Annotated in this window: 18 protein-coding genes, 2 pseudogenes and 1 riboswitch; of the genes and pseudogenes, 19 read left to right on the plus strand and 1 reads right to left on the minus strand. The window is 43.4% G+C overall.

What is annotated here, in order from left to right; translation table 11 throughout:
- From NQ117_RS02460 to purT, 12 genes are all read left to right on the plus strand, one after another.
- The gene (locus tag NQ117_RS02460) at nt 1-1215 is read left to right on the plus strand and encodes an STM4014 family protein (RefSeq protein WP_258276434.1); all 1215 of its coding nucleotides are present in this window, start codon (nt 1-3) and stop codon (nt 1213-1215) included.
- 19 nt (nt 1216-1234) lie between these two features.
- Nucleotides 1235-2020, plus strand: coding sequence for an STM4013/SEN3800 family hydrolase (locus NQ117_RS02465; RefSeq protein ID WP_258276435.1), 786 nt, complete (start codon nt 1235-1237; stop codon nt 2018-2020).
- Between the two features lie 19 nt (nt 2021-2039).
- Nucleotides 2040-3416, plus strand: a complete 1377-nt coding sequence (locus NQ117_RS02470) for an STM4012 family radical SAM protein (protein WP_258276436.1) — start codon at nt 2040-2042, stop codon at nt 3414-3416.
- Nucleotides 3413-4270, plus strand: coding sequence for an STM4011 family radical SAM protein (locus NQ117_RS02475; RefSeq protein WP_258276437.1), 858 nt, complete (start codon nt 3413-3415; stop codon nt 4268-4270). The genes NQ117_RS02470 and NQ117_RS02475 overlap by 4 nt, the downstream gene beginning before the upstream one ends.
- Before the next feature lie 14 nt (nt 4271-4284).
- Nucleotides 4285-4794 carry an adenylyl-sulfate kinase gene (cysC, locus tag NQ117_RS02480; RefSeq protein WP_258276438.1) on the plus strand — a complete coding sequence of 170 codons (510 nt, stop codon included), beginning with the start codon at nt 4285-4287 and terminating at the stop codon, nt 4792-4794.
- A 209-nt stretch (nt 4795-5003) separates the two neighbouring features.
- On the plus strand, nt 5004-5429 hold the full coding sequence (locus NQ117_RS02485) for a hypothetical protein (RefSeq protein ID WP_258276439.1): 426 nt from the start codon (nt 5004-5006) through the stop codon (nt 5427-5429).
- Between the two features lie 368 nt (nt 5430-5797).
- Nucleotides 5798-6517, plus strand: coding sequence for a suppressor of fused domain protein (locus tag NQ117_RS02490; protein ID WP_258276440.1), 720 nt, complete (start codon nt 5798-5800; stop codon nt 6515-6517).
- Between the two features lie 101 nt (nt 6518-6618).
- Nucleotides 6619-7203 (plus strand): hypothetical protein, encoded by a 585-nt coding sequence (locus NQ117_RS02495; protein WP_258276441.1) that lies wholly within the window; start codon nt 6619-6621, stop codon nt 7201-7203.
- Nucleotides 7204-7253: 50 nt separating this feature from the next.
- Nucleotides 7254-7871, plus strand: coding sequence for a suppressor of fused domain protein (locus NQ117_RS02500; RefSeq protein WP_258278141.1), 618 nt, complete (start codon nt 7254-7256; stop codon nt 7869-7871).
- A 46-nt stretch (nt 7872-7917) separates the two neighbouring features.
- Complete coding sequence (locus tag NQ117_RS02505; RefSeq protein WP_258276442.1) at nt 7918-8793, plus strand: hypothetical protein; 876 nt, start codon at nt 7918-7920, stop codon at nt 8791-8793.
- Nucleotides 8769-9581 carry a class I SAM-dependent DNA methyltransferase gene (locus NQ117_RS02510; RefSeq protein ID WP_258276443.1) on the plus strand — a complete coding sequence of 271 codons (813 nt, stop codon included), beginning with the start codon at nt 8769-8771 and terminating at the stop codon, nt 9579-9581. Before NQ117_RS02505 ends, NQ117_RS02510 begins: the two co-directional genes overlap by 25 nt.
- Before the next feature lie 83 nt (nt 9582-9664).
- Nucleotides 9665-9745: riboswitch (ZMP/ZTP riboswitch) on the plus strand.
- Between the two features lie 84 nt (nt 9746-9829).
- Nucleotides 9830-10990, plus strand: a complete 1161-nt coding sequence (gene purT, locus NQ117_RS02515) for a phosphoribosylglycinamide formyltransferase 2 (protein ID WP_258276444.1) — start codon at nt 9830-9832, stop codon at nt 10988-10990.
- A gap of 100 nt (nt 10991-11090) precedes the next feature.
- Here purT and NQ117_RS02520 read toward each other — a convergent pair.
- A pseudogene (locus NQ117_RS02520) lies at nt 11091-11180 on the minus strand (recombinase family protein); the annotation flags it as partial.
- 275 nt (nt 11181-11455) lie between these two features.
- On the opposite strand from NQ117_RS02520, the gene NQ117_RS02525 reads away from it, so the two are divergent.
- The 7 genes and pseudogenes from NQ117_RS02525 to panD all read left to right on the plus strand — a co-directional run bounded on the left by NQ117_RS02525 (nt 11456) and on the right by panD (nt 19382).
- Nucleotides 11456-12868, plus strand: coding sequence for an NAD(P)-binding domain-containing protein (locus NQ117_RS02525; protein ID WP_258278142.1), 1413 nt, complete (start codon nt 11456-11458; stop codon nt 12866-12868).
- Between the two features lie 34 nt (nt 12869-12902).
- Nucleotides 12903-13826 carry a DMT family transporter gene (locus NQ117_RS02530; protein ID WP_258276445.1) on the plus strand — a complete coding sequence of 308 codons (924 nt, stop codon included), beginning with the start codon at nt 12903-12905 and terminating at the stop codon, nt 13824-13826.
- Nucleotides 13827-14539: 713 nt separating this feature from the next.
- Nucleotides 14540-14698 (plus strand): hypothetical protein, encoded by a 159-nt coding sequence (locus NQ117_RS02535; RefSeq protein ID WP_258276446.1) that lies wholly within the window; start codon nt 14540-14542, stop codon nt 14696-14698.
- A 571-nt stretch (nt 14699-15269) separates the two neighbouring features.
- Nucleotides 15270-16337, plus strand: coding sequence for a ribosome small subunit-dependent GTPase A (gene rsgA / locus NQ117_RS02540; protein ID WP_258276447.1), 1068 nt, complete (start codon nt 15270-15272; stop codon nt 16335-16337).
- A complete protein-coding gene (locus NQ117_RS02545; RefSeq protein WP_258276448.1) occupies nt 16334-17350 on the plus strand; it encodes an aminoglycoside phosphotransferase family protein in 1017 nt (338 codons plus the stop codon). Before rsgA ends, NQ117_RS02545 begins: the two co-directional genes overlap by 4 nt.
- 195 nt (nt 17351-17545) lie before the next feature.
- Nucleotides 17546-18171: pseudogene (locus NQ117_RS02550) on the plus strand (preprotein translocase subunit SecA); the annotation flags it as partial.
- Nucleotides 18172-18998: 827 nt separating this feature from the next.
- Entirely contained in the window at nt 18999-19382 is a 384-nt protein-coding gene (gene panD, locus NQ117_RS02555) for an aspartate 1-decarboxylase (RefSeq protein WP_258276449.1), read from the plus strand.
- The last annotated feature ends 4 nt before the right edge of the window (nt 19383-19386 follow it).

Genomic DNA, 19386 nt, shown 5'->3' on the forward strand with positions numbered 1-19386 from the left:
ATGAGTTCAATGATTATCATTGGCAATTCCGGTAATAGAAGAACAACTGGACTACAAGCGGCAAGAGCTCGGCTGGGGTTACCCCCAGCTCTCGTTTTGAATTATATGGATGTGCTGCAGGGAAATGCATCATTGAGTTCTGTTGCACAAATCTTGGGGCAATTGGATGAACCTCCTTTACTACGGATCGATGCGCCTGGGGAACATTTTGAAGTTGAACGTCAGCTCATTGCACTTGGCGCCCCTGATACGGCAAACACCCAGATAGACGAACGTTGGCTTAGATATAACAAGAACGTTGTTCAGCCAATTTCAGCAAGGACGGCCAAAGGGATGAAGGAAAATAAGGGTAAGCTATATCATCCTTCACAGTGGTTTCGTGGATATTGCAAGCTGTTATCTCGACTGGACAGGGAGGCAGCACAGCTGTGGAATATGCCACGCTGGATGAATGCTCCCGAGGACATAGCTGCAATGTTCGATAAAAGGTATACCCACCGGCTCTTATCATCAGCTGGTTTACCGGTGCCTAGAAGATTAGCTGCACCGGAAGCTATCCCGGATTACGATGCACTTAGGGATACAATGGTAAAAGAGCGAACCTATCGTTTATTTATAAAGCTAGCAACTGGCTCGGGCGCATGTGGTGTGATCGCGTATCAGGTAAACCCTGTTACAGGAGCAGAATCGGCCGTGACTACAATTGGTGTGGAGAACTATCTACGTAGACCTCCTATCTTTTATAACGTAAAAAAGCTAATGAACTATAAAGAACACCAAGTCATTCGCCAAATCATCAACTGGTTGTTGGGACATGGCGCTCATGTAGAGCAATGGATTCCAAAAGCGTCTTATCGGGATCGCACCTTTGATATCCGGCAGCTTGTCGTAGCAGGTAAAGCTTGTCACAGTATCGCAAGGGTAAGCAGAACACCGATAACGAATCTGCATCTCGATAGTGATCGAATGAGCCTAGAGGAGATTGGCTTGTCTGATGATGTTCAAGCTGCCGTACAGCAATGCGCTGAGCAAACGTTATCGGTATTTCCACGTTCTACCGTCGCAGGCATAGATGTATTATTGAGCAGCGGTTCTTATAGACCTTATGTATTAGATGTGAATCCGTTCGGAGATTTACTATATCATAGTCATTATGAAGGCCATGATCCCTATGAATGGGAAATGAGAATGGCTTCACTCTCTACGACTATATAAATGGAAGAGGAACACCACGATGTTTAACATGAATGAAATTGTAGGCAGTCACGATATTTTGATGATTACGCTGGATACGCTGCGATTTGACGCCGCTGTATTGGAGGAAGCAAACTGTCCGAATTTGTGTGGGGATGGACATTGGGAAAAGCGGCATACGCCAGGAAGCTTCACTTATGCAGCCCATCATGCTTTCTTTGGCGGATTTCTGCCTACACCGGCTACGACAAGTAAGGAAGAGCATGTTCGATTGTTTCATTCGAAAAATACGGGATTAAAGACACATCCGCATACATGGCAATTCGATTCAACGGACATCGTATCTGGATTGCAGGCAGTAGGCTACCGTACGATTTGTATAGGAGGAGTCATCTTTTTTTCCAAAAAAGTTCCGCTTGCCAAAGTTCTTCCAAGCTACTTCCAAGAAAGCTATTGGCGGATGACCTTTGGGGTTACGAATCAACGCTCGACAGAGCATCAGGTGAACCATGCCATCAAGCTGCTGCACAATTCGAATCCGACAGAACGTCTGTTTATGTTTATGAATGTATCAGCGATTCATGGGCCCAATCAATATTTTGTACCCGGAGCAAAAAAAGACTCCATAGAGACACAGCGCGCTGCACTTCGATATGTTGACGGTGAGCTTGGTCGTTTATTTCAGGCATTCAGAGAACGAGAACGGCCTGTATTTTGCATGGTATTCTCTGATCATGGCACCGCCTTCGGCGAGGACGGCTACAACGGCCACAGGCTTGCGCATGAGGTAGTGTGGAACGTGCCTTATCGTGAATTTATTTTGTAAAGTGAGAGAAGGGATCATTATGGGCCTTACGGTTTACCCTAATTACATGGACATCATTCAGAATCCGGAGGCTCTGCGCAGCTGGAAGGAAAATATAACATCAGAGCCTTACCGGTCTTATCTATACGCTTATCCACACAAAACCTCCTATCGAGAATTGGAGAGGAAGCTGCCCTTGTCCGAACTGTGGAGTCAGGAAAAGGCAGATTCGCTCTTTTTATATATGCATATCCCGTTTTGTGGAGCACGCTGCGGCTTTTGCAATTTATTCACATTGCCTGACAAGAGAGCCGATGTACATACCAATTATGTAGATGCTTTGGAAAGACAAGCTGCACAATGGGCTCCGCTTATTCCGAATAAGCCGATTGCAAGATTTGCTATAGGAGGCGGCACACCGACTTTACTAAAACCTGACCAGTTGGATCGGTTGTTTCATATTGCTCAACATGGGATGGGTATGGATCCGAGTCAAGCTTCCATCTCGGTAGAGACATCTCCCGAGACGATAAGCACCGAACGCTTGGACATTTTAAAAAGCAGGCAAGTGGATCGGGTCAGCATGGGCATTCAAAGCTTCGTAGAATTTGAAGCAGATGCGATCTATCGTCCCCAAAAGCCGCAGGAAGTCGAAAGAGCTCTGAGACAGCTCAAGCTGTATCAGTTTCCGATCCTTAATTTGGATTTGATTTATGGCCTTCCTGGTCAAACCCTTGATTCATGGATATATTCGCTGGATAAGGCATTGTCTTATAATCCAGAGGAGTTATTTATTTATCCGCTATATACTCGTGAGCATACGATTGTAAAGCCAGAGCAGATAAGGCAGAGCGGTGAGGATCAGCGGGTAAGCTTCTATCGTGTAGCACGAGATCGTTTGCTTGCACATGGATATACCCAGTACTCGATGCGCAGATTTGCTAAAGCAGATGCTATTTCAAAGAAAACATTGCTTCCTTATGGATGTCAGGAGGAGGGGATGATAGGACTTGGTTGTGGTGCACGATCTTACACAAGAACGGTCCATTACTCCTCGCGGTATAGTGTAGGTCGTTCAGCTACAGCAAGCATCATTGCCGACTACGTGGATTCAGCCGACTATACCCATGCCGATTATGGCATTGTGTTAAGCAAGGATGACCAGCAGCGACGATTTATATTAAAAGCGCTGCTTCATACGGAAGGCTTGGCATTGGGCAGCTACGAGGAGCGGTTCGCAACGTCATCTCTCGTCGATTATCCCGAGTTGAATCTGCTTTTGCATACGGATCTTGCCGTTATAGAGCATGAGGTGCTTCGTCTAACGGATGAAGGGCTTATGTACTCCGATTCCATAGGAGATTGGTTCATTTCTCCCGATATACGGGCGCGTATGGAAAGCTGTGTACTGTCATGAACGCAACGATTTATTTTCGCGGAAGTTTGAGCTCATGCAATTATGACTGCCCTTACTGTCCTTTTAGTAAGAACACGGATAGTCAAGAGACATTGGCGAAGGATCGGCTGCAGGTACAGACATTTGTCGACTGGGTAAGGAAGCAAGCAGGAGCCGGGCATCAGCTGTCCGTGTTTTTCAATCCCTATGGTGAAGGACTTACGCATCGTTGGTACAGAGAAGCTATGGTTAAGCTGTCCCACATGCAGCACGTTAATAAGGTCGCTATACAAACCAACTTATCCGTTAAGCTCGATTGGACGGCTGATTTGAATCCGGTTACGGCTGCATTCTGGGTAACCTACCATCCTGGGCAGACGAAGGAAGAGCGATTTTTACAGCAATGCGGCAAGCTTTATGAACAAAAAATATCGTTCAGTGTAGGCTGTGTCGGTGTGAAGAGCGCGTTTAATTCCATTTCTTCATTAAGGAAGGCACTACCTGATGATGTTTATATGTGGGTGAACGCCTACAAAGATAAACCAGATTACTATTCTACCGAGGAAACTGCATTTTTGAGCGATATGGACCCTTATTTTATCCTTAATGCCAGAGATTACGATAGCATGGACAAGCCGTGTCGTGCCGGAAAAAATGTGTTTTATGTCCAAGGAGATGGGCGCGTAAAGCGTTGCTACAAAGATCGTCAAGTGATTGGAAATTTGTATAAAGACGGGCTTGATGGAATCTCTAAAGAACGCCCGTGTCGTATGAAGCAATGTGATTGTTATATAGGCTATATCCATATGGAAGAGCAGCCGTTCGATGCTATTTACGGAGAACGCGTACTCGAACGGATCGCAATATTATCGTAAAGGGGAACCGTGCATTGACAGGGAAGGCAATATGGTTAACAGGGATTCCAAGCTCTGGTAAAACGACAACAGCGTTAGCTTTGTCAGCGGCTCTTCAGGAAAGAGGCGTTAAGGTCGAATGCTTGGACGGCGATGAACTTAGACACAAGGTAGGACGAGAGCTTGGATTCAGTAAAGAAGATCGAATGGAGAATATTCGTCGTGCCGTCTATATTAGTAAGCTGCTGAATCGCAATGGGGTTACAACGATCATCTCCATGATTGCGCCATACAAGGAAATGCGGGATTATGCACGAGCAGAGCTGGAGCCATACGTTGAAGTGTATGTGCACTGTCCATTGGAGGAATGTGTGCGCAGAGATGTGAAAGGCTTATATGCAAAAGCAAAAAAAGGTGAGATAGCGGCATTTACCGGTATTTCTGATGTCTATGAACCGCCAGTGCATCCAGAAATTACGATACATACAGACCAAGATAGTGTGGAGTCTAACGTGCGTCACATTTTGGAGTACTTGATGAAATAATCAGAAACAGTGTCTCCGCCAAAAATCACTTACAAATATATCAAAACACCTTCAAGTGAACGACCACCTCGTGAGAGCGGGAGCACAATTTGGAGGTGTTTTTGCGTTTGCAGTAAAACTTTCACAAATTGAATTGGAATGCATATCCATAAAGGGTGATCTAATAATACTCTTGGTGAAAACTTATTTTTAGGAGGACAGTTGAAATTATGAGCTTGCGTAAAAAGGCACGGACAAGAATCTTTTTGTTGTTACTTACACTAGTATGTATCGTTCCATTAACAACGGCGAGCGCATTGGGGGATCCGCCAGTGACTCCTCAGAGCGGGGATGGAAAGTGGAATTGGGTAGGTGAAGATCGGCTAACTAGATTAGGCCCCAATTTTTATGTAAGCAGTCCTACTGTGAATTCTACTGGGGGAGATTTCAGAGTTTGTTCGACAGCGAACGATTACTATACTTTATATGAAGCTGATTCTGTGCCTAATCCTCCTGATTTAGTATGGACTGAAAAAACGGGTAGCGACGGTTGTGCGGTTTGGCGAAAAATCGGTAGATTTGTGGACGGAGACAACAGGAAAGCTGAATTTTATATCATTGGCTCTAAGCCGGCATACGTATGGTTTTATGATTGATCTGGAAACACATTATAATAATTAATCATATTAATTAAAACGTCATAAAAATCCTCAAAGGATGAAAAAGCATGAGATACACCTCTTATAATACCTATTGGAAGAGACTCTGGGCTTAGCCAATGAACATTATAGGGGGTGTATAATGTGACACATCGTATAACAATCGGTTAGAGAACATGAACACATATAGATAGCAATCCGCGCCCAGCGCGGTTTTTTTATTTTAACGATATAAATGTTAAACACATTATAAAAGTGCAAAGACTTTAAAAATATTGAATAGATCGGACTTTTCCCCTCGAATATAGACAGTATGGTATGATGAATGAGATGGAAATTAGAGGAATATAAAAGGAGAGGCTAACATGTCGAAATCTACGGAATATTCGGAGTCTGGGAATTTGATCTATCGCTATAGCGATAGACAAAATGAATGGCGGCGTCCAGTGCACGGGGAAGAAGAATGGATCGAGCAAATCGAAGACCACGTGCGCCTGCATATCGGGGAAGTCGAGTCCGTTTTTCACGAAATTCTATCGGATGTCGTTCATATTGACGTCCATGTCATAAAACCGACTCCCGAACGCAATTATTATACTTTGTTCACAACGGGCATGAGCTTTCTCCCCATGAATACGCCAGAAGATGCGGAAGACTTCGAATACGCGGAATTGATGATCTGCTTGCCGCCGGATTGGCCGCTCTCGCAAGAAGATTTGCAAAATCCGGACTACTATTGGCCTATTAAATGGCTGAAAATGTTGGCCCGCTTTCCCCATGACTACGACACTTGGCTAGGCTGGGAGCATACGATGCCTAATGGAGATCCCGCCGAGCCGCTATCGCAACAAACAGAAATGAGTGGAATCATTTTGTTGCCCCCCCTTGAAGTAGATGAAGATTTTCTATCACTAGAAATGGAGGATGGGCGGACCGTACACTTCTATTCCATTATCCCTCTCTATTCAGAAGAAATGGACCTCAAGTTGAAGTACGGTAGCGACCCGCTGCTGGATAAATTCGAAGAATACGGCATTAACGAGATTATCGATTTGAACCGGCACAATACGTGCAAAGCTGACTAGAAGTTTTGCAAAATAACAAGTGTGTTTCGATCGAAGATGACGGAAGCGGGTGGAAAGAGTAAAGCAACCTGATAGTTCATGAATTAGCGTAGGAGGCAGATATGGTAGATGAAAGGCATCTTATTTATTTCAAAGAACTCCTAGAAGGGAATGCTGAACTTTCTTTTCGGGCATATTTTTCAAATCATGAAGATTCTTTGCGTAAGCAATTTTCTCCGGCAAGATTTGCAAGACTAAAGTTTAAATCAATGGATGAAATAATAAAGATTCTTGACGAAGAAAAAGTATCCTACATCATTAATGTTCAGGCTGTTAGAAACGAGAAATATTTGGCGACATTTCATCCGGATGTATTGAATGAAAAAGGCAGGCTCAAGGAAGGATTCAAAGACACCCTATTTAATGGGACTGCTCACGATTTTAAAACTAAGGGGGAAAATGTAGCAGTACTTACCCTCCATACATTTATCGAATTCCCTAAAAACATCAATAATAAAAAGAATATAGAAAAGCTCGAAGATATCGAATATTTCGCCGAAACAGAATTATGGCTAGGAGATAGAAATCTTGGCCTCTTTTTACTGAAGGTGCTAGCATCTATTGAGTGTCAGTTCTCCGATGTAGATGATATTGTCCGTAGAGCAAAAGAAACTGTCACTAAGCACCAATCATTGAATGGAAACTAACTAACACCAGAACCAAAATTTAACCAAGAAAAGAAATAAAGCAAAAGGTGATGGCTGTGCAAATTAATAGAGAGTTAAGCCAAGAAAAGATTCTGAACTTCGACATCAGAAGAACAACTATTCTTCATTTATATATGAAAGAATGGGCTATGCCGGAGTATAGGGTCATAATGACAAAACCGGAGAATGGCATATATATTGAGATATATTATTTCCCATCCATTAATGATCAAACTCCTGCAAGATTCGCAACAGTCGGCCTATCTAATTCCATTCGAAAAAGTGGAACACCCACTGAGACTGAATGGATGTTAGCTATAACCCCCGATTTGGGACAAGAAAGCATGGATCGCATATTCTCCTATTTCTGCGACCTAATTGCCCATCATATTGAACATATAAAATCTTCCGAAGTACCACGAGTAATGACTGAGAGCGCACTCGCACCAGAGAATTGGACTACGAAAGCCCTTTTGATTGATGAACTAAGGGGCGAAAGTGAGGATTTAGAAGAAATAAAAATAGGTGAAGAAATCATTAGTGTCCTATGGGTAATACCAATTACTCATAATGAAGCAAGTATTATTTTACAAGAGGGCATAGATGCTTTTGATGCATACATAGAAAACCTTCACTATTCAATAATAGATCCCACTCGTCCTTATTAATTAGCAGTACACTGAGGAAAATAAGCTGAAGAGGATGGTGCACACTGTGAACAACAACATTACAGAAATCAATAGCCTAGAGAATTGGCAAAATGCTTCTTCTAAACGACGCGAAGATATTTGCAATTCGATACTAAATAAATTACCTGAAAGATTCAAACTTGCTAAACCATATGTTTTTAAAAACCCCCATAATGGTAATGAAATAGAAATACCATGTTTTTATGATGAGCTTTACGAAACACCTTTGAATTTAGTGTTTGGGGGAGACTTTATTTATGGTGCATCCGCTCAACATATGGAGAGCATCAGAAATATTTGCACCCCTAACGACTGGTCAATGATTTCTCAACTTATCCATCAATCTAAGGGTGATGAACATACTCGAATAGCCCCGTTCCTAATGAGCCGTTTCCCTGTTTACGAGTGGGTGCTGGAGGAGAATATCAATCTATCAAATGAGGAAGAAAGGCCTGATTTCTATAGCGAAGATGGCCCTTTCCCTACCTATGTTAACTTACAAGAAGCCGCATCTTTTTTAGAAAAAACCGGGTATAGAATGCCAAGGGATTGCGAGTGGGAATATGTCTCCAAGGAATTAAAGAATAATGTATTCATTTGTGGAGATGAAATTCCATCACGAGATTTATCCGATGACATTTGCCTTACACAGTTTGGTGATAGCAGGCTTAATAAGGCCGCTTCCAATATATTCGGCATAGCAGGTCTCGCCATCGCGGCATACACCCGCATTGGAGGAGTGAAGAACGAGATAATCGTTCGTGGAGGTGCTGCGGGATTTTACCCGTTTCAACACCCTTCGCAATGGGCTATGCTATTGACTGAACTGCAATTACCTCTAAAAAATATGCCTGGACAGTTAGCAGGCTTGCGGCTATGTCTCGACATACCAGAAATATAAACAGTGTTCCTGCTGAGTCGAAGTATTTTATGAGATGGGGAATGGTGATGATTGAACATAACAATCTTGAAGAATATCAAGATCCGGTCCATTACGATCTTGAATTTGACGGTGAAATGGACAAATATCAGTTCTATCTTGAGCTTGCTAGATCGAATCCTGGTGAAGTATTAGAACTCGCTTGTGGTACAGGCTTAACAACGATACCCCTGTCGAAGGCCGGCATTACAATGACCGGTGTAGATATCTCTTCAGAGATGCTCGCATATGCACGGTTAAAGGCGGAAGGGTTGACTGTTACTTTTATGGAAGGCGATGCCCGTACCTTCGAATCAGACAAGCGATTTTCGATGATTTATTTGACTGGTAATGCATTTCAGGCATTTTTAAGTGATCAAGATCAAATCGATTTGCTTACGACTGTTCATAAACATTTACAACCCGATGGAATCTTTGCATTTGAGACTCGTAATCCGGAGGGAACGGATTTATCCGATCAAGAGGAGGCAGAATGGGGATCATTTATTGATAAGGATGGGAATAACGTCAAGGTATCAGGCACACAATGTTACGATACGAGCCAGCACATCATGCATTGGGTCACGATGCGTGATTGGGGGTATAAGCGAACGACTTCCCGAATAGCTTGTCGGTTCACAGATCAGAATACGCTGCATTCTTTATTAACCCGTCTCGGCTTTCGTGTCGAACATCAATATGCTGACTGGGATAAAACGCCGTTCTCTCCGTTATCTTCATCTATCATTAGCGTTTGTAGGAAAGGTTAGGAGAGACGTAATATATTGCAATGAAAAATTGGAAATAGTTGCATTCCAGAAAGAAGTTCAGTATGATTTAACTGATAATGAATAGGTTTATGTGTGACTGGCGTAGCATGGGGGACCATGAGGGAGCACATAGATGACAACGGCCGTACGCCTGGGCAGAGGTAAGGGAGTGTATTTCCCTTGCCTCTTTCTTGTTTTTTTGTGACATTACTGATCTATTAATCTATGAAAAGGGGAATAAAACAACGATGCTGAACACAAAAAAGCTGTTATTGTTGGGCTCGGGAGAACTGGGCAAGGAAGTAATCATCGAGGCTCAACGCTTAGGAATCGACACGGTGGCAATTGACAGCTATGAGCATGCACCGGCTATGCAGGTTGCACACCGCCGTTACGTGGTCGATATGCTGGATGGGGAAAAGCTGCGGAGCGTGATCGAGCTGGAGAAGCCGGATTTGATTGTACCTGAAATTGAGGCTTTGGCTACGTCAGAGCTGGTGAAGCTCGAAGATGAGGGATATCGCGTAATACCGACCGCCAGAGCTGCGAAGCTGACCATGGACCGCGAGGGGATTCGCAGACTAGCCTCTGAGAAGCTGGGCTTGCCTACGGCAGGCTACCGATTCGCAGATACATACGAGGAATTTGTGGATGCGGTGCAACACATGGGCTATCCGTGTGTGATTAAGCCATTGATGAGCTCCTCCGGCAAAGGGCAAAGTGTCTGCCGCGGCGAGCATGATATTGAAGGTTGCTGGCAAACTGCCATGGAAGGCGGACGTGTGCAAAACGGCCGGGTCATCATTGAAGAGTTCATTACCTTCCAGTCCGAGATTACGCTGCTGACGGTTCGTTCAGTGAACGAAACAAGCTTCTGCCCGCCCATCGGGCACATTCAGGAGGACGGAGATTATATCGAGTCGTGGCAGCCACATTATATGACCGAACAGCAGCTAGAGGAAGCGAAGTCGATTGCTCAGGCTATCACAGATGAGCTCGGGGGCTATGGGTTGTTTGGTGTTGAACTGTTCCTGACGGCGGACAAAGTGTACTTCAGTGAAGTTTCGCCACGTCCGCATGATACCGGATTAGTCACCCTCGTCACCCAGAATCTGTCTGAGTTTGCGCTGCATGTCCGAGCTATCCTCGGATATCCGATTCCGGAGATTGAATTGATAACACCAGGAGCCAGCCGACCGTTGAAAGCGCCGCAAGCGCTGGAGGATTATAGGATTACAGGCGTTGAGCATGCTTTGGCCGTTCCGAGCACACAGCTGCGCATCTTTGGCAAGCCGGTAACTAAAGTAGGTAGAAGGATGGCGGTCGCCCTATCTGGAGCGGACACTGTGGAAACCGCACGTCAGCGCGCAAAGTTGGCACTGGATCAGCTGCAGGTGGAAAAAGCTTAATTCAAGTAGTTTAACAAACGTATCAAATAAAGAGATGGCGGTGTTTAGGATATTGATCCTTGCACCGTCATTTCTTGTTACTGGGACCGTTTATGTATTCTTCGAGTCCCTCCATTACTCTTTCAGCAATGAGGTTTCTTTCTAATTCCGCAATCACACACATCATTTGGAACATGGCTTTACTGTAGGGGTTCGTCAAATATCTATTTTATTTTTTTTATAATAAGCCCTTTACATACTATAGGGGGGTAGGGTATATTAATGTAAAATTAAGGAGGTGAGGCAATGTCGATGATTTCAGAAAATCTTAATCAAATCGTTGAAATCGATCCATGCAGCTCATAAGACGGTGCAAGATAAAGCCACCATTCAGATAAAGCAAGGAATACCCAAACAACAAGATTAAATCAAATCCAAGCCATGTGTACCATAAAAAATTCAAGAAGGGGAAAGGAATGAAACATGATGAGTTTAGAAGCTTTAAATGAACAAGTAAAAAGGGATCTTTCTTATCTTGCATTTGGAGGAGAGGACTGGATATCCCCAACCCATCATCCTGAGGGACATGTCTACGATACAGTTATTATAGGAGGCGGCCAGTGTGGCTTAGGTGTGGCCTTTGGGCTTTTGCGTGAAAGAATATCTAATATCCTTATCATCGACGAAAACGTTGAAGGATATGAAGGGCCATGGGTAACTTACGCTCGTATGATGACATTGCGTACGCTTAAACATTTGACATCCATTGATCTTGGAGTGCCTTCTCTGACTTTTCGCTCCTGGTGGGAAGCTCAATTTGGACCACAAAGTTGGGAGGACGTCGATAAGATTCCACGGAACGATTGGATGAACTATCTACGTTGGTATCGAAAGGTTCTTCATTTACCTGTTGTTAATGAGGTAAAGATGAAGCTTATTGAGCCTACAGGGGAAGATGTTTATCGACTGCATATTGAAGGAGCAGGAGCATCTTCTAATACATTACTGGCCCGCAAGGTTATCTTAGCTACTGGTATTCAAGGCGGAGGGGAGTGGCATGTACCATCTATGATTTCCGAAACATTACCTCGTCACCTCTATGCACACACCTCAGAAGACATTGACTTTAAGGCCCTAAAAGGTAAGAAGGTGGCCATTTTAGGCGGTGGGGCCTCAGCTTTTGATAATGCCAATTTTGCATTATCTGAAGATGTGGATTCGGCTCATGTGTTTGTTCGCCGTACGGAGATGCCACGCATTAACCCAATTCGAAAAATGGGGTTGTCTGGTCTAATTGATCGTTTTCATGTTCTATCTGATGCTGATAAATATTCCGTTATGGACCATTACTTTAAGCATCAACCTCCTACAAATGACACATTTGAACGTGCAGCTTCACATCCCGGTTTTGCATTACACTTAGGTGCACCATGGCTTGCCGTACAGCATGAAGTTGAGAAGGCTGTTGTCACTACTCCACAAGGTGATTTCACTTTTGATTTTCTAATCATCTCCACTGGTCTTGCGACTGATCATTCTTTACGTCCAGAGCTTAAGCTGTTCGAACACCATATTGCACGTTGGGGCGACTATTATCATGCACCTGATGAGATCGCCAACCATAGGCTTGATGCGTATCCTTACCTTGGCCCTGGCTTTACTTTCACATGCCGGGACAAAAAGGATACAAAGCTTCTTCATGGGCTCTTTGCTTTTAACTATTCCGCTTTAGTTAGCTGTGGTATCTCATCCTCTTCGCTTCCTGGAATGAGATATGGGATACCTAGACTCGTTTCAGCTGTGGCAGACCAGCTGTTCTCTGATAATCGTGAGGAGATTCTTAAAAACTTCTATTCTTATAATGAAGCCGAATTTGTAGGAGAATGGACAAAGACTTAATTTATGATTCAACGATTGAAGGGAGGATAGACAATTGGGAAAGGTCTTTACAAAATCGACGTGGGCATTACTATTATTAGTCTTTATTTGGGGTGGAAGTTGGCCGATCTATAAAATGGCTGTGCCTTATACGCCCCCGTTATTATTTGCAGGTATGCGTACATTGATTGGGGGGCTTATACTTGCAGCTCTCCTATATAAAATGAGAGACAGGATCAAATGGCGTGAAAATTGGTCGAAATATTGCATTTCCGCATTCTTGAATACGATTCTCTTTTTTGGGTTACAGACAGTAGGACTTAGTTATTTGCCAGGAGGACTGTTTTCAGTGCTTGTCTATTTTCAGCCCGTCCTACTTGGATTGTTTGCTTGGATTTGGCTTGGAGAGCACATGTCGCCGTTTAAAATCATCGGTATGATTATCGGATTTATTGGAATTGTAATTGTCAGTATGGACGGATTAACCGTTCATTTATCAATCATTGGCGTTGTCTTAGGGTTGCTTATGGCATTGAGCTGGGCACTTGGTGTGGTTTATGTGAAGAAGGTGAGCAACGAAGTAGATGCTTTCTGGATGGTGTCTTTGCAGTTTATTATTGGTGGAGTTATTTTAATAGGCACTGGATCAATTGTTGAAAGCTGGTCAGCAATTGAATGGAATGGTAAGTACCTTCTGGGACTCGGATACGGCGCCACTTTTGGCATTCCACTGGCATATCTCATTTACTATAAGCTTATTAATGCGGGAGAGGCAAGCAAAGTCGGTACATTCACGTTTCTTGTACCGATCATTGCAGTATTCAACAGTACGGTGTTTTTAGATGAACCGGTAACTTACCGCCTTGTCGTAGGGCTGTTATTAGTAGGTGTAAGTATTTATTTCGTGAATTATCGCGGAAAAAAGGTGAATGCTTCATTATTCAATAGAGCGCAGGCGAAATTTAATACGGAAAAGTAAAAGCGTAAGTTCTAGAGTAGCCAGAAATATTGTAGAACTTGGCACACCATGACGTTAGTACATTGAATTATCTGCTTACATCAACGGAAAAACACTACAAGGATGGATGCCTAACGTCATTATAGGTTGAAAATAAAAGTCTGTTTCCTAGTAATATCCCCTTTAAGTAGACACTCAAAAAAGACCGCATGTTATCATGTGGAAAAGAGTACCTTGAAGGGGATATTTTTTATGTCTAAAAAAGGACCAGTATTTCAACAGTATACGGATGACTTCAAATCAGAAAAACAATCGAGATTCCTCTAAGGTTACCGAACCTATATTCTTTTATAAAGTAGATACAACGTAATATTCGTTAAGAAAACTTCTAAAAAAAGACTGAATTATATACCGTCCAGTTGTATAAAAAGAGCCCTTGCATCCGTTTTGCGATTGCAGGGGCTCTTGCGTTTTAGATTACAGTCGACAGAATTAAATACCTTAGGTGAGCTGCCATGAAAGGGATATATGCTACAATTTGTTTTTCTGTAACTTTTCAAATAGGTTCATGCACTCTTCCAGTAAACGAGATTTTCTTTTGGCGCCAATGAGCCACCCAAATGAAACAGGGGTTTGATGAAAATCTTTCAGTTCAATAGGTACTATCTGCTTTTGCTGAACAAGAGGATGTTCAAAAAGAGGCCACCCTTACCGCGACGCTAGGTTATCTCAATGTGTATAAAGATGTTATCGCTATGATCGCTTCTGGACAGTTGGATGTCAAATCAATTATCACCAAAAAGATCGCACTGGACAACATTATTGAGGACGGCTTCCAAGCACTGACTACCGATAAGAGCCAAGCGAAAATTCTAGTTAGCCCTGAAATGTAAATATTAAAAAACACATGTAATTTAAAAAGCAGAGCACGGTAGCTATCGCCGCGCTCTGCTTTTCTATAGAGTCTTAAGGTCGCATGACAGCGAATTTATATATTTTATCGAATGAGTTTCTAAGGTAGCCGTAATGACAGCACTCGCGGCTCACATCATTGTTAAACTGTTTGAATAATTCTATTGATTTCTCACAAAGGGTTATGTTTAACTATAGATGTGAAATTGTATTTCTACTTTTTTCCTGCGAAAGGGGATGTTTTTAAATGACTGCTTATATGGTATTGGTGGTTTTAACTTAACCGAATATCGGGTGTAGTAAATTCCAATCTTTGATTATAGCTTGGAATGAGAAAAACCGGGAATATCACCCGTGTTTTTTGCTATGCCGTAAACAGTAACCTTTCGTGAATACTGCTGTTAGCGGGATACGATGATGGTCGTATCCCTTTTTGATTATAAGCCGACTTTTTGGCTTTTCGCCGCGAAACAGCAGCTTCTTAGGAGGCTGCTTGTTCGCGGTATTTTTATGCCCAAAAACAACTTTAGTTTATAGGGAAGGATCGGTTCAATGATTGATTTGAAACAATACGGCTATATCGAAGCCGAAACACCACCGATAGGTTTCATACCTGGAAGGGTTACAGAACTTCAGCGTGATCAATATACGGTCATCACCGAACATGGAGAAGTGACAGCTGTATTGAAAGGCGCGTTCTACCACACTGCGGGGACTCGGGAAGATTTTCCGTGCGTTGGCGATTTTGTATTGCTGCAATACAACGAAAACGGAGCTTCGCGCATTGCCAAATTGCTGCCTCGCCGCTCGAAATTTTCCCGTGCTGACTATTCGGGACACGCAGCAGAGTATGCCAAAACCATACTGGAGCAAGTCGTAGCAACGAATTTTGATTACGTATTTATCGTGTCGTCCCTAAACTGGGACTTCAAGGTCAGCCGTATCATGCGCTACCTGACACAGACACGGCAGAGCGGCGGCCAGCCTGTCGTAATCTTAACAAAAGCTGACTTGGCCCCGGATTTCAGCGCACCGTTAGCTGAGGTTCGGAAAACCGTTCCTGATGTGCCGGTACACGCAGTTTCTAGTCACACTGGGATTGGTTTAGACGGGTTGAGTGAATATCTGCAACCAGGTAAAACCGTGGTATTCCTCGGCATGTCCGGCGTGGGAAAATCCTCGCTGCTAAATGCCTTGATGAATCAGGAAGTGATGACTGTCAAGGCTATCCGTGAGATCGACAGCCGGGGCCGGCATACAACAACGCATCGCCAGCTTTTCATGCTCCCTTCCGGCGCGATGGTTATTGATACGCCAGGTATGCGTGAACTTGGGCTGTTCGATGCGGACGACGGGATCAGCGCGGGATTTAACGATGTGGAGGAAATATTCACACAGTGTCGCTTCAATAACTGCCGTCATCAGACGGAGCCGGGCTGCGCAGTTCTTGCAGCCCTTACTAATGGATCATTGGCGCCAGAGCATTGGGAGCGTTACCTTGTGCAGAAGAGGGAAAACAAGTTTGTGGATGATAAATCGAGGTATCTCATAGATAAACGGGCGTGGAAAAAGTCGATTACCATGCAACATAAGAGTAAAAAAGGAGGATACAAAAAATGAATAACGATGATGAAAGATTTGTAAAGCCCGAAATACTGGCGCTTGTTTTGAGTAAAATGCTCGACAAGACGATAATCCGCGCAGATTATCAACTCAAAGAGTTGCAGGGTGGGACAGTAGGAGATGTTCAGCTTGTAACAGGCATGGTTGAAACTTCCGATGGTGAAAATCTGCTGTATAAGGTGGTTTGGAAAACACAGAAAAAATTTGAGCGTTATGGTGATCCGAATTCATGGCGAAGGGAATATGACCTCTATTCATCGGATATCAAACAGCTTTTCTCCGATTCGTTCCGTTGTCCGGAGTGTTATCACGCCGAAATAAATGGCGATGAGATTCAACTGTGGATGGAATATATTGATGGTGTGTCAGGCTTACATCTGACCTCGGAAATGTATGAACATATAGCCGAGGAATTGGGGCGATTTCAAGGCAAGCTGTACACGGAACAACCAATCGTATTGCAGAATCTGCCCAATTTAAGCAAGGTTGAGTTTACGAAAAACTACTATCTGCGGTATCGGTCATGGAATGTTTTGTATGATTATATACGCTCCGATGACTGCGAAATTCCGAAGCACCTGTGTAAAATGCTCATAGACTTAGACAACAATGCGGACGAAATATTCAGTCGCATTGAAAAGCTACCAATCGTGCTTTGCCACAGAGATTTTTGGGTGGCAAACCTATTCTATTCGGACAGTAAAATCGTACTTATCGATTTGGATACCTCCGGATGGGGGTACATGGGCGAGGATATCGCGAGTTTAATAACGGATGAAGCGGACGTCTGTCATATGGTTGAATACTACCAAAAATGCATTCCGGCGTATTATAGGGGTTTTTCGGAATATGCGGATGTGTCCCATATCTCCGATCATTGTATCTATGAACTAATCCTTGCTATGTTCGGATACAGGCTTGTGGAGTGGTATAAATTCGCTGAGTCGCCCGAAGATAAATTATTGCACCTTACTACTTTGCAAAAAATCCATGAAATGAGAAATAGGTAGATGAATAACAAAAACAAATTCTTATTTCTCAAAGTCTGACGATTAACCAATTAGAAAATCGCGCTACATCAACAGCTCTAGCCTACAACTTTATTTACTTTCTACAAAAGTCGCTATTTGGGCGGCTTTTTTTATTGGACAGGGAGTTTGATTCATCCGGTGATTTGGTGTCAAACCGCCTTCCGGGGAGTGAGCCTGATTCACAAAGGGGGAGAAATCGGCGCCGTGATGGTGTCTACGAATATGGCAGGACGCGGCGTAGATATTCGGCTCGGCGGCGGCAACCCCACGCAAGCAGAGGTTGTCGCCAAGCTGGGCGGGTTGTATGTGATTGGTCTCATGTGAACGAAAGCGTGCGGATCGACGACCAACTGCGCGGGCGTTCCGGCCGCCAAGGTGATCCGGGAGCTTCCGTATTTTTCGTAAGTTTGGAGGACGAGTTGTTGCTTCGGTTCGGCATCAATAAAGCGATTCGCGCTCCTAGGCAGGATGAGGCTCTCGAAGAATCGGTGCTCCGCAGCCAAATTGCGCATATTCAGCGTTTTATTATGGGCCAAAACTTCCATATTCGTCAGGAACTGAACTGTTATTCAGATATGGTGGAGGATCAGAGGCGAATTCTATACGAGGAGCCGCTCGGAGGTTCGAATGATTCGGCAAAGTTTGAAGAGTTCGGGCTGAAGAGCCTTGCTTCCACTCGGTCTTATATTATCAACGATCAATACATCCAGAATAGGCGCAGCTCGTGGACCGCAGTGCCCATATTTGCTTTTTGGATTCGCAAGATGTTGAGTCCGGTATTCAAATGGGCGAAATTATGATCGAGAAGAATATGAGCAGACTCCTGTTATTAGGAGATTGCTCATATAATGTAGGAAACGGCCTGTGAGATTAGCAACGAGGGCAGGGGGCGATTCCACCTATGTCATCAAAATAAAGAACACGCTATTTTCAGAGTCTTCTTTATTTTTGATAGTGGATCGCGAGTAGAATGAATTTTAAATAAATATATGTTTATGTTTGTTAAGCTGCTGTTTCAATCAAAAGCGGAAATGCTTTTTTTTGTATAGGGCTCTTAATCTCTGGTATGGATGACCAAAAAAGAATTTTCCCCCTGTATTGTATAATAATCTCCCTATCGCAAGTGAAAGTTTAGCACTACTATAAGGGTAGGTTTCGATAACTTTCATGTATTTATGCTGTAACACTTTAATTAGTTACCGCTAAACCCTAGTTACGCGATTTGCAGCACCGAACTACCTGTATGATGAGCTGCTGTGATGTCAAGCCACTTTTTTAGTTTTACTGTAAGGATTTACAACCTACTAGAACCCGCACAATAGCAATAACCTGCCTAATTAACATGAGCTCGTCCAATAGGATGAGCTTACTAGCAACAAGATTCCACATATAAGCATGAGCTTGTCAGTCAACTTGCCCCCTCACAATCGCATGAAATTACCTATTCAACTCTGATCCCACACATAAGCATGAACTTACTTATTCCGTACGAACAGCTACATTGTCAAGCGTTTGTCACAGAATTACTTTTTTCAAAGGGCTGGATTGCTTCAGCTTGTTCTTTTCGTTAAGTCAGAGAAAGAACGTTCATTTTATCCAAAGACTACTCCATAAGGAGAGTGAATTCATGTTTAGAGAAATGCATAAGTCCAAAATTCACCGTGCTGTTGTGACAGAGGCCAATTTGAATTACGTAGGAAGCATAACCATCGATCAGGATATTTTAGATGCATCGAATATCTTGGAGAACGAAAAAGTGCAAATTGTCAATATAAATAATGGAGCCAGGCTAGAGACGTATGTTATAACCGGCCCAAGAGGATCGGGAATGGTTTGCTTGAACGGCGCTGCTGCCAGACTGGTGCAGCCTGGGGACCGCGTCATTATTATTTCTTATGCAATGATGGAGGAATCGATGGCCCGCACGTATCGTCCGCATGTTGTCATTATGGACGAGCATAATCGCATCGTGACGGAGGATTATCAGGAACTGCATTCCACAACGGTGTGATAAA

The sequence above is a fragment of the Paenibacillus sp. SC116 genome (assembly GCF_024733555.1).
Lineage (GTDB): Bacteria > Bacillota > Bacilli > Paenibacillales > Paenibacillaceae > Paenibacillus_B.

What these genes read in the sequence shown, in the direction of transcription:
- NQ117_RS02485 (WP_258276439.1), top strand. Translation starts at nt 5,004, where the DNA reads ATGAGCTTGCGTAAAAAGGCACGGACAAGAATCTTTTTGTTGTTACTT.
- NQ117_RS02475 (WP_258276437.1), top strand. Translation starts at nt 3,413, where the DNA reads ATGAACGCAACGATTTATTTTCGCGGAAGTTTGAGCTCATGCAATTAT.
- NQ117_RS02495 (WP_258276441.1), top strand. Translation starts at nt 6,619, where the DNA reads ATGGTAGATGAAAGGCATCTTATTTATTTCAAAGAACTCCTAGAAGGG.
- rsgA (WP_258276447.1), top strand. Translation starts at nt 15,270, where the DNA reads ATGATTGATTTGAAACAATACGGCTATATCGAAGCCGAAACACCACCG.
- purT (WP_258276444.1), top strand. Translation starts at nt 9,830, where the DNA reads ATGCTGAACACAAAAAAGCTGTTATTGTTGGGCTCGGGAGAACTGGGC.
- panD (WP_258276449.1), top strand. Translation starts at nt 18,999, where the DNA reads ATGTTTAGAGAAATGCATAAGTCCAAAATTCACCGTGCTGTTGTGACA.
- NQ117_RS02465 (WP_258276435.1), top strand. Translation starts at nt 1,235, where the DNA reads ATGTTTAACATGAATGAAATTGTAGGCAGTCACGATATTTTGATGATT.
- NQ117_RS02545 (WP_258276448.1), top strand. Translation starts at nt 16,334, where the DNA reads ATGAATAACGATGATGAAAGATTTGTAAAGCCCGAAATACTGGCGCTT.
- NQ117_RS02460 (WP_258276434.1), top strand. Translation starts at nt 1, where the DNA reads ATGAGTTCAATGATTATCATTGGCAATTCCGGTAATAGAAGAACAACT.
- NQ117_RS02490 (WP_258276440.1), top strand. Translation starts at nt 5,798, where the DNA reads ATGTCGAAATCTACGGAATATTCGGAGTCTGGGAATTTGATCTATCGC.
- NQ117_RS02510 (WP_258276443.1), top strand. Translation starts at nt 8,769, where the DNA reads ATGTCTCGACATACCAGAAATATAAACAGTGTTCCTGCTGAGTCGAAG.
- NQ117_RS02470 (WP_258276436.1), top strand. Translation starts at nt 2,040, where the DNA reads ATGGGCCTTACGGTTTACCCTAATTACATGGACATCATTCAGAATCCG.
- NQ117_RS02500 (WP_258278141.1), top strand. Translation starts at nt 7,254, where the DNA reads ATGGCTGTGCAAATTAATAGAGAGTTAAGCCAAGAAAAGATTCTGAAC.
- NQ117_RS02525 (WP_258278142.1), top strand. Translation starts at nt 11,456, where the DNA reads ATGAGTTTAGAAGCTTTAAATGAACAAGTAAAAAGGGATCTTTCTTAT.